The organism is Litorivicinus lipolyticus (assembly GCF_009650135.1).
Lineage (GTDB): Bacteria > Pseudomonadota > Gammaproteobacteria > Pseudomonadales > Litorivicinaceae > Litorivicinus > Litorivicinus lipolyticus.
Window position 1 is genome coordinate 1,898,569 of record NZ_CP045871.1, and the last position, 13,429, is coordinate 1,911,997.

Below are 13,429 nucleotides of genomic sequence, written 5' to 3' on the forward strand. Positions count from 1 at the left end.
CGCGCAAGGGGCAAGCGTCAGGAGCGCACCCTTAGTGCGTGACTGCCGCGCGCCCCGCCGGGCAACGCCGAGTGGCGCCGCCGATCTAATCGATTTACCCAAGTGCGTGACAGCCGCGCGTACCGAAGGGCAACGCCGAGTGGCGCCGCCAATCTAATCGATTTGCGCGGTGTGGATTTTAGCAGCCCACTCCTTGGGCCCGGTCTGGTGCACGCTGGTGCCGTTAACATCAACGGCAACCGACACGGGCATATCTTCGACGACGTATTCGCGGATGGCTTCCATGCCTAGATCTTCGAAAGCGACTACGCGACTTTTCTTGATCGCCTTGGACACCAGGTAGGCGGCGCCGCCAACGGCCATTAGGTAGGTCGCTTTGTGCTTTTTAATCGCCTCGATGCCGACGGCGCCACGTTCGGCCTTACCGATCATGCCCATCAAACCGGTCTTCTCCAGCACCGTCTCGGTGAACTTGTCCATCCGCGTCGCGGTGGTCGGACCGGCCGGCCCCACGACTTCGTCGCGAACGGCATCGACGGGGCCGACGTAGTAGATGAACTTGCCTTTCATGTCGACACCGTCAGGCAGCGATTCACCGCGTGCAAACATATCGACCATACGCTTATGGGCGGCGTCACGGCCGGTCAGCATGGTGCCGCTTAACAACAGCGTCTCACCCGGCTGCCACTGCTCCATTTCCGCCTGGGTCAGGGTATCCAAGTTGACGCGGCGCGCGGTCGGGCCAGCATCCCAGGTAATTTCAGGCCAGTCGTCCAGCGACGGCGGTGTTTGCAGGGCCGCGCCCTCACCGTTCAGCACAAAGTGAGCGTGACGGGTCGCCGCACAGTTCGGGATCATCGCCACGGGCAATGACGCCGCATGGGTGGGGTAATCCAGAATTTTCACGTCCAGCACAGTGGTCAGTCCGCCCAGCCCCTGGGCACCAATGCCCAGGTTATTAACCTTTTCAAACAGCTCGATGCGCAGCTCTTCGACTTTGTTTTGCGGCCCGCGCGCGATCAGCTCTTGGATGTCGATAGGGTCCATCAAGGATTCTTTGGCCAAGACGGCGGCTTTTTCAGCGGTACCGCCAATGCCTATGCCGAGCATACCCGGCGGGCACCAGCCGGCGCCCATGGTCGGAACTGTTTTCAGCACCCAGTCGACGATGCTGTCCGATGGGTTCAGCATCGCCATCTTAGATTTATTTTCCGACCCGCCGCCCTTTGCCGCCACCGTGATGTCAACGGTATTGCCCGGCACCACCGAGTAGTGGATCACCGCCGGTGTGTTGTCCTTGGTATTGGTGCGCTTGCCGGCAGGGTCAGCCAGGATCGATGCCCGCAACACATTGTCCGGGTGGGTGTAGGCCCGGCGCACGCCTTCATTGATCATGTCGTCCAACGACATCGTCGCGTCCCACTGAACGTCCATGCCCAGCTTTACAAAAACCGTGACGATGCCGGTGTCTTGGCAGATCGGTCGCTTGCCCATGGCGCACATGCGCGAATTGATCAAAATCTGGGCCATCGCGTCTTTGGCAGCTTGGGACTGTTCCCGCTGGTAGGCCGCGTAAACGCCCTGAATGAAGTCTTTGGGGTGGTAGTAGCTGATGAACTGGAGTGCGTCGGCAACGCTGTCGATCAGATCGTCCTGGCGAATCACGGTCATTGGGCAAACCCTTCTTGGAAGTGAGAATCCGGCATAAATTGCCGCCATAGGATACCTCAACTGGTCGACACATTTGCGCCCTCCACCCCCCTTCTTTGGACCAACCTCTTGTGTCTTTTCTCTAGTCAGAGGACACTTAAGTTAACGGTTGCGTCAACCAAAATATTTTCGCGGCTCACTACAACAATAAATCCATAGGGGATTCTTCATGCGCAAACGCATTCTTGCTGTGGCCTTTGCCGCCATAACATCCGCTTCGGGAGCTCAGGCTGCTGGCTTCTACTTGAAAGAACAATCGGTCGTGGGCCAAGGCCGCGCCTTCGCCGGCTCCGTCGCAGGCACCGATGGTGCAAGCTCTGCTTACTTCAACCCTGCCGGCGCCGTTGGAGAACGTAATCAAATCGAGTTTGGTGTGCACATTATTTCGCCAATGGCTAAGGTTACTGATACCGGTTCCAATCTGGCTGCCGACACCGTGAACCACACTACAAACACCCAGACGCCTTACAGCGCCAAGCCAGTACCTAATTTCCATATGACTCACCAGCTGAGTGACGACAGTGCAGTTGCATTGAGTGTTGGTGCTCCATTTGGCTTTGGCAACAAATACGACTCCAACTTTTCAGGTCGTCTAAGCAACATTGAAGCAGACCTTTCAGTTATCGAACTCTCCGGTTCATACGCGAAAAAAGTATCTAACAAGACAACGATCTCTGGCGGCATCGTGTTCCAAGACTTAACGGTATCTCAGTTGCAAGGAGCCAGTAGCAACGTTGCAGTAAACGCTAAGTTAAAGGGTGAGAGCACCGACTTCGGCTACGTCGTCGGAATCAAACACGAACTCAACGACTCCACCACAATAGGAGCATCATATCGATCTCAAGTGACTCACGTGGCCAAAGGAACATTCGGTGTAGTTGGCGGTACTCAAGTAAACGTTGAAGCACCATTCCAATTGCCCGACATATTTGCCTTAGGTGTTGCTCACTCAGTAAGCGACAAAACCCGCGCATACGCTGACGTTACGTGGTACGGCTGGAGCGCTTATAAGTCATCCACCATTGCGGTTACAGCGGATAACACACCTTTGCAGGCAGGAACTGCAACAGCAATTGGCCTGCCAAAAACCATCCAAAACAACTACAGCGATACGATTAGCTTTGCAATCGGCGCAGAGCATGACTACAACGATGGCTACACCTTACGCGCTGGCCTCCACCTTGATCCCACGCCAACAAACGATCAAGACCGGACCCTCGCAACCCCTGACGGCGACCGAACATGGCTATCAGTCGGCGGCAGCAAGGTCGTCAACGAAAACTTGAGTTTGGATGCAGCGCTGACCTACATCCTTGTGGAAGACGGCATCGTGAATCAAACGGCGATTAACACTCGAGCCAAAGCCGAAGGCAACGTCGGCATCCTATCCCTGGGCCTCCGCTACAAGTTCTAACGCCCAAAGCCCCATCAAAAACCGGCCCTCGTGGCCGGTTTTTTTTTTACCCCTCCACCCACCTCAACCTACTTAACCTTTACGTAAACCAAGCCTGATTGCTCTGTGATAAACTGCGCGACTTCGCAAAATCACAGGGTTTCAAATGTCTAAGGTTGAATCATTCGAACGCCAGCAATTGCTGGATTGCGGCTACGGTAAAATGTTCGGTCACGGCAACGCACGCTTGCCGGTTGGCAACATGTTGATGATGGATCGCATTACCCATATCAGCGACGAAGGCGGCGAAAACGGCAAAGGCGACATCATCGCCGAATTGGACATCCACCCTGACCTTTGGTTCTTCGAATGCCACTTCCCCGAAGACCCGGTCATGCCCGGCTGTTTGGGCCTGGACGCCCTGTGGCAACTGGTTGGCTTTAACCTAGGCTGGCGCGGCAACCCCGGCAAGGGACGCGCACTGGGTGTCGGCGAACTTAAGTTCACCGGCCAGATTCTGCCGACGGCGAAAAAAGTTACCTACCGCATCACCATGAAGCGCGTGATTCAGCGTTCATTGGTCATGGGCGTGGCAGACGGCACGGTCGAAGTCGATGGCAAAGTCATCTACGTCGCCAAAGACCTGAAAGTTGGCTTGTTCAGCTCGACCGACGACTTCTAAACATTACCCTGTAAGAGGCGCACACATGCAACGCGTTGTTGTAACTGGCATGGGCATTCAGTCCTGCATCGGCACGGACTTGGCTAGCGTCAAGGAAAGCCTGTACCACACCAAATCTGGCATCACCGCGAATGCTGAATATGCAGAGCGCGGCATGCGCTCGCAAGTCAGCGGTTCGTTGGAACTGGACAAAGATCGCATCGATCGTAAATTGATGCGCTTTATGGGCAACGCGGCTGCATTCGCGTACCTGAGCGCGGTTGATGCTATCGCCGACTCGGGCCTCAGCGACGACCAAATCAGCAACATTCGCACCGGTATTGTCGCCGGCTCCGGCGGCGCATCCAGCGCCAGCCAGGTCGAAGCGGCCGACATTCTGCGTGACAAAGGCGTGCGTCGCGTCGGCCCCTACCGCGTCACCCAAACCATGGGTTCGACCGTGTCGGCTTGCTTGGCGACGGCGCTGAAAATCAAAGGCGTCAACTACTCGATTACCAGTGCCTGCTCGACCAGCGCGCATTGCATCGGGCATGGCGCTGAGCTGATCCAAATGGGCAAGCAAGACATCGTTATTGCAGCCGGCGGCGAAGAAGAGCACTGGACATTGTCGTGCTTGTTCGATGCCATGGGCGCCCTGTCCAGCAAGTACAATGACACGCCTGAGCGCGCGTCACGTGCGTATGACGCCAACCGAGATGGCTTTGTCATCGCCGGTGGTGGCGGCGCGGTTATCCTGGAATCGTTAGAGCACGCCTTGGCGCGTGGCGCCACGATCTACGGCGAATTGGTTGGCTACGGCGCGACCAGCGACGGCGCGGACATGGTCGCACCCAGCGGCGAAGGCGCGGTTCGTGCTATGCAACTGGCGGCCAGCACCGTTGATGGCCCGATCGACTACATCAATGCCCATGGCACCTCGACGCCGGCCGGTGATATCACCGAGCTGGGCGCAGTCAAAGAAGCCTTTGGCGACGCCCGCCCGGCGGTCAGCTCAACCAAATCACTGACGGGCCACAGCTTGGGCGCCACTGGCGTTCAAGAAGCCATCTACAGCCTGATCATGATGCGCGACGGCTTTATCGCCGGCAGCGCTAATGTGGAAGAGCTGGATCCGGGTGCCGAGGGCGTTGACGTCGTGAGCACCACCCGCGATCAAAAATTGACGCGTGTCATGTCCAACAGCTTCGGCTTTGGCGGCACCAACGCGTCATTGGTGTTCCAAGCCTACGATTGATGCCACAGGCCAAGGCTATGCGGTAACAGACAACGACGGGGTTGACGACTCGTCCGGCGAAACGTTGTTCTTCAAAGCTGGCCGTTACTGAACCATCGCTCAAGTCTGAAAGCCCGGCCTCGCGCCGGGCTTTTTTATGTCGCCACGAAAGTGCTAGAGTCGATGAAGACCAATAATAAGGAGAACACCATGTTACGCACTCTGACACTGGCGGCGGTGCTGCTGGCCCCGCTCGCCATGGCCGACACCCTGAAAGCCGTGTTCCAAGTCAACAGCAATGACCCAAAGACCATGAACATTGCGCTGAATAACATCAACAACACCTACCAGTATTTCCAGGCACAGGGCCAAGACATCGACATTGAGCTGGTGGCGTATGGCCCCGGGCTGCATATGTTTCGCAAGGACACGTCGCCGGTCAGTGGGCGCTTAGAAGCCATGGCAATGGAGATCGAGGGCATTCAGTTTTCAGCCTGCAACAACACCATGAAAGGCATGACCAAAAAAGAAGGCAAGGCGCCGGAACTGATCGATGAAACGACCGTTGTGCCGTCCGGTGTGGTGCGGCTGATTGAGCTGCAAAACCAAGGTTACGCCTACATCAAGCCTTAGTTGCCCGGAATACAGCCACCAACATAGCAATTCGCATTGCCCTGGATCCGGGCAATGCGCTGGTTGCGCACGCGCTCCCACTGATCGACCGGATCCTGCGCCGCCCACTGCGTTAACAAATAGGTCTGCGAGCGGCCCAACAACAACCCGTAGCGGTCGCGCATGTAGAAATAGATACGCGCGATATCACCCTGCCGGTGCGCCGGCGGCTCGGCTTTGCGGGCCTTAAAGTCGACTTCAAAATCGCAGGCGCCGTAGACCCGGCGTTCACCGCGTATGTTACCGAACGGAAAGTTCGAACGATCGCCATTCAACTCGCCAACCGAGGGCACCAGGTTGTGCAAATCCGTGGCCATGCGCAAATACTCAGGATCATTACGCTCGCAACCCTTGCGCTTGCCGTCGCGCCAACACGCGCGCTGGTGACCCAGCTGCCAGGCTGGCATCACGTGCTCCCATTCCATGCGCCGGCCACGTTCGGGTTGTTTGCGAATTTCATAGCCGCACGCCGCAGCATTGATTCGCCGATCGAAAAACCGGCAGCCACAATAAAATGTACGGGTGTCGAAGGCGTGCACGATGGTCGCGTCACGCTTCATCGCGGTGTACCAGGGCACCGAGTCGTCCGCCGTCGCCAGCCACGAGCTCAATGCCAATAGCGCGCTAATCAGTCGGGGCGTTAAGGGCATCCATTAACCATGTGCGCACCTGGGCATCGCGCCGGCGATTCAGCAACAGGCGTGCTTTCAGACGAACGCGTCGGCGCGTCGTATTCAGAATCCGAGTCCGCCGGATTTGATTGGTGCGTTTCATTCGCCGCTCTGCCGATAGATTTGATCAACAATTTGAATCATCTGGCTGCGCCATGGCAAGCGCTTGATACCAAAGTTCTGGAGCAGGCGATCACAGTCCAAGCGCACATCCAACGGACGCGGCGCGCGCGCGGGTACATCAACACCGCGGATTGGCTGCAGCAAGTCGTCCGGCAAGTCCTCGCGCTGCAGTGCCTGGGCGTACACCAATTCACCCATTTCAAACCAGCTGGCACTGCCACCACCGCCATAGTGGTAAATGCCAAAGGCGGTGCTGCCCAAGTCGAGCTGGCGAATTTGCGCGGTAATCACGCGCGCCAGATCTGGCGCGCTGGTCGGGGTGCCCACTTCGTCGGACACCATACGCAGCACCTTGCCATCACGAAAACTGCTCAGCGTTTTACCGATAAAGCGGCGCGGGTCGGCACTGAATACCAACCCCACACGCAAGATGATGTGCTGGGGCAAAATCGCTTCGATTTCGGTTTCAGCTTCGCGGCAGTAGTGCCCAAACAGGTTCAACGGCGCGGTCGCGGCGTCTTCTTTGTAGGGGCCGTTATCGCCATCGAACACGTATTCACTGGTTAAGTGAATCAAGGTAGCACCGGTTTGCTTGCACCCCATGGCCAAGTTGATCGGGCCTTCGACCAGCAGGCGGCGCGCCGCGTCGCCCTCGGTTTCGGCCTTATCGACATCGGGAAAGCGAGCCGTATTGACCACAAAGTCCGGCTCAACCGCACTTAGCGCGGCCATCACGCTGGCCTCGCTGGTGATGTCCATGTCACTCACACTCATGCCGGTGACGTTAAAGCCGGCCTGATCAAAGGCCTGTAATAGAGCCTGACCGACCTGGCCGGAGGCGCCGGTGACCAGCACCGAGGGGGGCGAAAATACGACTGAATTCATGCGCGGAAAATTACCATAAAAAAGGCCTCAAATGAGGCCCTAGTGGTACTTAGAACGGAATGTCATCGTCACCAATGTCATCCGCAAAGCCAGGCGGCGGTGCCGATGCCGCTTGTGCCGGAGCGGGCGCCGGTGCAGCCTGACGAGGAGCCGACGGCGCCTGGGGTGCATTGTTTTGCTGATAACCGCCGCCCATGGGTGCGCCACCGCCCATGTTGTCGCCACGGCCATCCAGCATTTGCATTTCACCGCCGACGATTTCCGTGGTGTAGCGTTTCTGACCGGACTGGGCGTCATCCCACGAACGAGTACGCAGTGAGCCCTCGACGTAGACCTTGCTGCCTTTTTTCAGGTACTGACCGCAAATTTCGGCTAACCGATTAAAGAACACCACGCGGTGCCACTCGGTCCGTTCCTGCATTTCGCCGGTGTTCTTGTCACGCCATGATTCGCTCGTCGCAATCGACAAATTCGCAATCTGTGAGCCGTTGTTGGTTGCGCGCATTTCCGGGTCGTTACCCAGATTGCCCACCAAAATTACCTTATTAATGCCTCGTGCCATGAGGATCTCCTTTCAATGTTCGGCTCAGTTTATCGAGCGGACTGGGCCAGCAAATCCGTCAACTCGGATTCGTTCAGTGCGTCTTTGCTGACCTTTAAGTAGGCCACGGATCCGGCTGGACTGACGGCGGCTTCGACCACGCCCGTAACCGCAGCCAACTTGGATTCCCAGGACTCGATTGAGAAGGTATTCAGGTCAATCGCAACAACCCGGGAGCGATGCCGTGGCGGCTCGGGAGTACGATACCGCAGGGCCAACCAAATACAACCGCCGAGCGCCAGAGCCGTAAATAACCCTGAGGGTCCGAGCACACTCAGCAGCGGCCCGCCGAGCAAGCCCCCGACAAAGGCACCGAAAAATTGGATGGTCGCGTACAGCCCGGTGGCGGTACCGCGATCGCGCACCGGCGCGGCCTTGGCCAACAATGACGGCAAGGTCGCTTCAAGCAAGTTGAACCCGAAAAAGAACATCCCGCCGGCCAGCACAAACATCCAGTACTCGGTCAGCCCCAGCGCCAGCAGTGCAAAGCCGCCAATCAGCCCGGCGATGGCAAAGCGTTGGCCGCCAATCAGGCGGTGCTTGGCTTCGACCCAACCGGTTGCCAAAAACGCAGGCAGTGCACCCAGCAGCATCACCACCACGTACAAACCGGTGTGATCGTCCGGCCCAATTCCGGCGCCGACCAACTGGGCCGGCAAAGCCAAAAACAGCGCCATCAGGACCGCATGCAGCAGCCCCACCCCCAATACTGAGGATGCTACGCCGGGCGTGTGCCAAACGTCGCGCACGCGCTGGGCACTGAACACGGCACCCAAGGCACGCAGCGGCGCCGGACGCGGCAACAGGCACGATAGCAAAGCCGCTAACAATGCGAGCCCAGCGGTCAGCTCAAACAGCCCCGCCAAACCGCGCCACGGCATCAACGCCGGACCCAGCACCAGCGCGGCCAAAAAGGTCAATCCGATCGAAATGCCAATCACCGCCATCACCCGTGCCCGACGCTCTTCACCGGTTAAATCGACGACCCAGGCTAGCAATGACGACGAAATCGCACCGGCACCCTGCAGGGCACGACCAAACACCAGTTCCAACATGCTGTCGGCCTGGGCACACCACCACGAGCCCAGTGCGAACACCAGCAAACCGATAAACACAATTTTAAAGCGCCCAATGCGATCCGACAGCTGGCCCAACGGGACTTGCAAGACCGCTTGGGTCAGCCCGTACACGCCAATCGCCAACCCCAACAGCAATGGCGAATACCCGGGCATCCCGACCGTGGCGAGCGCCAGCACAGGCAAAACGATGAACAGCCCCATCATGCGCGATGCATAGAGGGCCAAAATAATGGCGATGGGCAAAACAGATATCCGCAGCAATGTTAACTAGGCGCACTCTACCGTAAAAAAGGTCAGTTCGGGGTATTTGGCAGCGCGGCGCGCGGCTATACTCCGTGGTTAACTCAACTAAGGTTTACGCGTGGAAAACATCCAAATTCGAGGCGCACGGACGCATAACCTCAAGAACGTTGATCTGGACATCCCCCGAGACAAACTTGTCGTCATCACCGGCCTATCCGGCTCGGGCAAGAGCTCATTGGCCTTTGACACCCTGTACGCCGAAGGCCAACGCCGCTACGTCGAATCGTTGAGCGCGTACGCGCGCCAGTTCCTGTCGATGATGAATAAGCCCGACGTCGACCACATCGAGGGCCTGTCACCGGCCATCTCGATTGAACAAAAATCGACCAGCCACAACCCGCGCTCTACCGTCGGCACGGTCACTGAAATTTACGACTACCTGCGTCTGCTGTACGCCCGCGCCGGCGAACCGCGCTGCCCGGATCACGACGTTGCGCTGTCCGCCCAGGCCGTCAGCGACATGGTCGACCAGACCTTGGCATTGCCGACGGACAGCAAGGTCATGGTGTTGGCACCGATCGTGCGCGATCGCAAGGGCGAGCACCTGCACGTGTTTGGCGACCTGCGCGCACGCGGGTTCATCCGCGTTCGAGTCGACGGCACCGTGTGTGACTTGGACGACGTGCCGGCGCTGGATAAAAAGTTCAAGCACACCATCGAGGCGGTCGTGGACCGGCTGAAAACCCGCGACGATCAACGCGCGCGTATCGCCGAGAGCTTGGAAACTGCGTTGGATTTGGCCGGCGGCATCGTCTACCTGGAATCCATGGAAGGCCAGTTCGAACCGATGCTATTTAGCAACAAGTTCGCCTGCCCGCACTGCGGCTATTCGCTGAGCGAATTGGAACCGCGCTTGTTTAGTTTCAACAATCCTGCCGGCGCCTGTACCGAATGCGACGGCTTGGGTGTGCACCAGTTCTTCGACCCGGCACGCGTCGTGGTCGACGAAGACCTGACCTTGGCCCAGGGCGCAATCAAGGGCTGGGACCGTCGCAACTACTATTACTTTCACCTGTTAAGTGGCGTCGCCGATCAATTCGGCTTTGACACCGACACGCCCTGGGTCGACTTGAGCGCCGACCAGCAAAGCAAAATCCTGTACGGCACCGGCAAGGTCGAGGTCGACTTCAGCTACGTCAACGACCGCGGCACCCAAGTCCATAAAAAGCACCCGTTCGAGGGCATCCTCAACAACATCGAACGCCGCTACCACGACACCGAAAGCCAACAGGCACGCGACGAGCTGGCCAAATTGATGGCGACTAAACCCTGTGGCGCCTGTGGCGGCAGCCGGCTGAACAAGGCCGCCCGCCACGTCTGGGTCGGTGACAAGCGCCTGCCGGAAATAGTTGACTACCCAGTTGGCATCGCCTTTAACTACTTCAACGAGCTGAACCTGCCCGGTCACCGCGGCGAGATTGCCGCAAAAATCCTCAAAGAAATCCAAGATCGATTGGGCTTTTTGGTCAACGTCGGGCTGGACTATCTGAGCCTGTCGCGCAGCGCCGACACCCTGTCCGGCGGCGAAGCCCAGCGCATTCGCCTGGCCAGCCAAATTGGCGCGGGCCTGGTCGGCGTCATGTACGTATTGGACGAACCGTCGATTGGCCTGCACCAGCGCGACAACGAACGCCTGCTGGGCACGCTGACGCGGCTGCGTGATTTGGGCAACACCGTGATCGTGGTCGAGCACGACGAGGACGCCATCCGCAGCGCCGACTACGTCATCGATATCGGTCCGGGGGCCGGCGTACACGGCGGCCAGGTGGTGTCCAAGGGCACCGCCGCCGAGGTCATTGCCGACCCCAACAGCCTGACCGGGCAATACCTGTCCGGTGCCAAACACATCGAAATGCCGCCACAGCGGCTGGCCCCGCCCGAGGACAAGTGGTTGAAGGTGTTGGGCGCCAGCGGCCACAACTTAAAAGACGTCGACTTGGAAATTCCCGTCGGCGTACTGACCTGTATTACCGGGGTCAGCGGCAGTGGCAAATCAACCCTGGTCAACCGGACGCTGATGCCGGCGGCGGCACGCGCCCTTAACGGCGCGCAGCTGATTGAACCGGCGGCGCACAAGGCAATCGAGGGGCTGGAGCACTTCGACAAGGTTATCGACATTAACCAGGCGCCCATTGGGCGCACGCCGCGGTCCAACCCGGCCACCTACACCGGCATTTTCACGCCCATCCGCGAGCTGTTCGCCGCCACCGAAGAGGCCCGCACACGCGGCTACAAGCCCGGCCGCTTCAGCTTTAACGTCAAGGGTGGGCGCTGTGAAGCCTGCCAAGGCGACGGCTTGATTAAGGTCGAAATGCACTTCCTGCCCGACGTATACGTCGAGTGCGACAGCTGCCATGGCAAGCGCTACGATCGCGAAACGCTGGAAGTGCGCTACAAAAACTCGAACATCAGTGAAGTGCTGCACATGACCATCGAGGACGCCTGCGAGTTCTTCAGCGCGGTGCCCCAGATCAGCCGCAAGTTACAAACGCTGCTGGACGTTGGGCTTGGCTATGTTCGGCTGGGACAAAGCGCGACCACGCTGTCGGGCGGCGAAGCCCAGCGCGTCAAATTGGCCAAAGAGTTGTCGCGCCGCGATACCGGGCGCACGCTGTATATCTTGGACGAGCCGACCACCGGTTTGCACTTCCATGACATCGAACAGCTGTTGAAAATGTTGCAGCGATTGAAAAACGCCGGCAACACCGTGGTCGTGATCGAACACAACTTGGACGTGGTCAAGACCGCGGACTGGGTCGTTGATTTAGGACCGGAAGGTGGCGATGGCGGCGGCATGATCGTTGCGACAGGCACGCCCGAAGCGGTCGCGGACAACCCTGCGAGCCACACCGGCGTGTTTTTGAAAGATGTATTGAAAGTCGCGAAGCGGGCTGTTGCTTAGTCGACGTTGACCGCGAGGGGCTCGCTGGCAGCGACCGGCAGCCCCGCCGCCAACCAAGCATCGGTGCCATCGGCAAACCAAAACAGCGAGCGGTAACCTAACTCGGCCAAGTGCTGGGTGGCATTCCAACCCATCCAGCAGTCCTTGATGCAGTACACCACGATGGGGTGCCACAGACTGCCGCCGGTTAACCGACCCACGGTTTCGCTGAGGTAGGCCTGCATGTCGTCTTCGGACACTCCAAAGCCCACATTCGGTGTCCACACCGAGCCGGGAATGTTTTGGCGCGGCGCGTGTTCCGGCCAGGTTCCGTCCAGTTCATCGTAGCGGCCTTCGGGGATCGACAACACATCCAACAGCAATGCACCCGCCCGCGCGAGCGCTTCAACCTCGAGCGCACCGACACGCGTACCTCCCGGTACCGTCATCGGTGTTTCAGTGGTGTAGTGGTGGATGCGAAGCCCGGTGTCGGGATCGAAATCACTGTCAGCGGCCCGCGCGTTAAACGCCAGGCCCGCCATCAATGTCAATATTAACCAGTTGGTCACTTAGTCAATGCGCCCTCTACAGTCAGGCCCAGTGAAGTCCAAGCCTGCATACCACCGCGGTAGTATTTCAGCTTCTCGACCGGATAGCCAAGGGCGACCATGCTGTATTTGGCGCGTTTGAACATCGCCGGGGTTTGACCACACCAGTATCCGTTGCAGTAACCGACGATGGTTTTGGCATTGTCAAAGTTCAAGCTGCCGTCATCGTTTTCTTCCACGCCAAACACTTCGGTCAGGTAAAACAGCGCATCGTCTTTAATGTCTGCAAAGTTTTTGAAGGACACGTTGGTGGTGCACGGAATATGCAGATCTTCGTGCCAATTCTCAGTTCGGGTATCGACCACCAAAATAGAGCTGTCGACACTGGCCTGTTCCATGTAGTCAATGAACTCCAGCTCGCCCAAGGTGTCGATGCCAGCGGACACAATCATCGGCTGTGGCATGCCCTGTCCGGTCTTGTTGTAGGCTTCGTGAACCTGATTGCCGGCGGTGGCATTACGCTCGATCACACAGGTCTTGTCACCCAACTCGACGGTGACTGAGGCCACACCGCGTTTGATCATCGGGCCTTCAGCCAGGGTCGCGGTCGCAAAGGTCACGGCTAACAGTGCCGCGGTAAGGTGCTTTATTTTTTTCATGATGGTTTT

13 protein-coding genes are annotated in these 13,429 nt (G+C 58.3%); 5 read left to right on the top strand and 8 right to left on the bottom strand.

Features of this window, described 5'->3' with window-relative positions; translation table 11 throughout:
- Positions 1-153: 153 nt before the first annotated feature.
- Positions 154-1,671, bottom strand: a complete 1,518-nt coding sequence (locus GH975_RS09625; protein ID WP_153714317.1) for a fumarate hydratase — start codon at positions 1,669-1,671, stop codon at positions 154-156.
- A 208-nt stretch (positions 1,672-1,879) separates the two neighbouring features.
- Between GH975_RS09625 and GH975_RS09630 the strand changes: the two genes are divergently transcribed.
- The 4 genes from GH975_RS09630 to GH975_RS09645 all read left to right on the top strand — a co-directional run bounded on the left by GH975_RS09630 (position 1,880) and on the right by GH975_RS09645 (position 5,631).
- Positions 1,880-3,124, top strand: a complete 1,245-nt coding sequence (locus tag GH975_RS09630) for an OmpP1/FadL family transporter (RefSeq protein ID WP_153714318.1) — start codon at positions 1,880-1,882, stop codon at positions 3,122-3,124.
- Positions 3,125-3,269: 145 nt separating this feature from the next.
- Positions 3,270-3,785 carry a bifunctional 3-hydroxydecanoyl-ACP dehydratase/trans-2-decenoyl-ACP isomerase gene (gene fabA / locus GH975_RS09635; RefSeq protein ID WP_153714319.1) on the top strand — a complete coding sequence of 172 codons (516 nt, stop codon included), beginning with the start codon at positions 3,270-3,272 and terminating at the stop codon, positions 3,783-3,785.
- A gap of 25 nt (positions 3,786-3,810) precedes the next feature.
- Complete coding sequence (fabB, locus tag GH975_RS09640; protein WP_153714320.1) at positions 3,811-5,019, top strand: beta-ketoacyl-ACP synthase I; 1,209 nt, start codon at positions 3,811-3,813, stop codon at positions 5,017-5,019.
- A 189-nt stretch (positions 5,020-5,208) separates the two neighbouring features.
- Positions 5,209-5,631 carry a DsrE family protein gene (locus GH975_RS09645; RefSeq protein WP_153714321.1) on the top strand — a complete coding sequence of 141 codons (423 nt, stop codon included), beginning with the start codon at positions 5,209-5,211 and terminating at the stop codon, positions 5,629-5,631.
- Here the strand turns inward: GH975_RS09645 and GH975_RS09650 are convergent.
- The 5 genes from GH975_RS09650 to GH975_RS09670 are packed head-to-tail and all read right to left on the bottom strand — an operon-like array spanning position 5,628 to position 9,272.
- Entirely contained in the window at positions 5,628-6,320 is a 693-nt protein-coding gene (locus GH975_RS09650; protein ID WP_153714322.1) for an endonuclease, read from the bottom strand. The genes GH975_RS09645 and GH975_RS09650 overlap by 4 nt on opposite strands.
- Positions 6,295-6,444, bottom strand: a complete 150-nt coding sequence (locus GH975_RS09655) for a hypothetical protein (RefSeq protein WP_153714323.1) — start codon at positions 6,442-6,444, stop codon at positions 6,295-6,297. The genes GH975_RS09650 and GH975_RS09655 overlap by 26 nt, the downstream gene beginning before the upstream one ends.
- Complete coding sequence (locus GH975_RS09660) at positions 6,441-7,349, bottom strand: SDR family oxidoreductase (protein WP_153714324.1); 909 nt, start codon at positions 7,347-7,349, stop codon at positions 6,441-6,443. Before GH975_RS09660 ends, GH975_RS09655 begins: the two co-directional genes overlap by 4 nt.
- 49 nt (positions 7,350-7,398) lie before the next feature.
- Positions 7,399-7,911, bottom strand: coding sequence for a single-stranded DNA-binding protein (ssb, locus tag GH975_RS09665; RefSeq protein ID WP_153714325.1), 513 nt, complete (start codon positions 7,909-7,911; stop codon positions 7,399-7,401).
- A gap of 29 nt (positions 7,912-7,940) precedes the next feature.
- The gene (locus tag GH975_RS09670) at positions 7,941-9,272 is read right to left on the bottom strand and encodes an MFS transporter (protein WP_153714326.1); all 1,332 of its coding nucleotides are present in this window, start codon (positions 9,270-9,272) and stop codon (positions 7,941-7,943) included.
- A 118-nt stretch (positions 9,273-9,390) separates the two neighbouring features.
- Here GH975_RS09670 and uvrA point away from each other — a divergent pair, with 118 nt between their 5' ends.
- On the top strand, positions 9,391-12,234 hold the full coding sequence (gene uvrA / locus GH975_RS09675) for an excinuclease ABC subunit UvrA (protein ID WP_153714327.1): 2,844 nt from the start codon (positions 9,391-9,393) through the stop codon (positions 12,232-12,234).
- Here uvrA and GH975_RS09680 read toward each other — a convergent pair.
- A complete protein-coding gene (locus GH975_RS09680; protein WP_153714328.1) occupies positions 12,231-12,782 on the bottom strand; it encodes a rhodanese-like domain-containing protein in 552 nt (183 codons plus the stop codon). The genes uvrA and GH975_RS09680 overlap by 4 nt on opposite strands.
- On the bottom strand, positions 12,779-13,420 hold the full coding sequence (locus GH975_RS09685; protein WP_153714329.1) for a rhodanese-like domain-containing protein: 642 nt from the start codon (positions 13,418-13,420) through the stop codon (positions 12,779-12,781). The genes GH975_RS09680 and GH975_RS09685 overlap by 4 nt, the downstream gene beginning before the upstream one ends.
- Between the last annotated feature and the right edge of the window lie 9 nt (positions 13,421-13,429).

Coding starts and splice junctions, on each gene's coding strand:
- fabA (WP_153714319.1), top strand. CDS start 3,270: ATGTCTAAGGTTGAATCATTCGAACGCCAGCAATTGCTGGATTGCGGC.
- GH975_RS09630 (WP_153714318.1), top strand. CDS start 1,880: ATGCGCAAACGCATTCTTGCTGTGGCCTTTGCCGCCATAACATCCGCT.
- fabB (WP_153714320.1), top strand. CDS start 3,811: ATGCAACGCGTTGTTGTAACTGGCATGGGCATTCAGTCCTGCATCGGC.
- GH975_RS09655 (WP_153714323.1), bottom strand. CDS start 6,444: ATGAAACGCACCAATCAAATCCGGCGGACTCGGATTCTGAATACGACG.
- GH975_RS09625 (WP_153714317.1), bottom strand. CDS start 1,671: ATGACCGTGATTCGCCAGGACGATCTGATCGACAGCGTTGCCGACGCA.
- GH975_RS09650 (WP_153714322.1), bottom strand. CDS start 6,320: ATGCCCTTAACGCCCCGACTGATTAGCGCGCTATTGGCATTGAGCTCG.
- ssb (WP_153714325.1), bottom strand. CDS start 7,911: ATGGCACGAGGCATTAATAAGGTAATTTTGGTGGGCAATCTGGGTAAC.
- GH975_RS09660 (WP_153714324.1), bottom strand. CDS start 7,349: ATGAATTCAGTCGTATTTTCGCCCCCCTCGGTGCTGGTCACCGGCGCC.
- GH975_RS09685 (WP_153714329.1), bottom strand. CDS start 13,420: ATGAAAAAAATAAAGCACCTTACCGCGGCACTGTTAGCCGTGACCTTT.
- GH975_RS09645 (WP_153714321.1), top strand. CDS start 5,209: ATGTTACGCACTCTGACACTGGCGGCGGTGCTGCTGGCCCCGCTCGCC.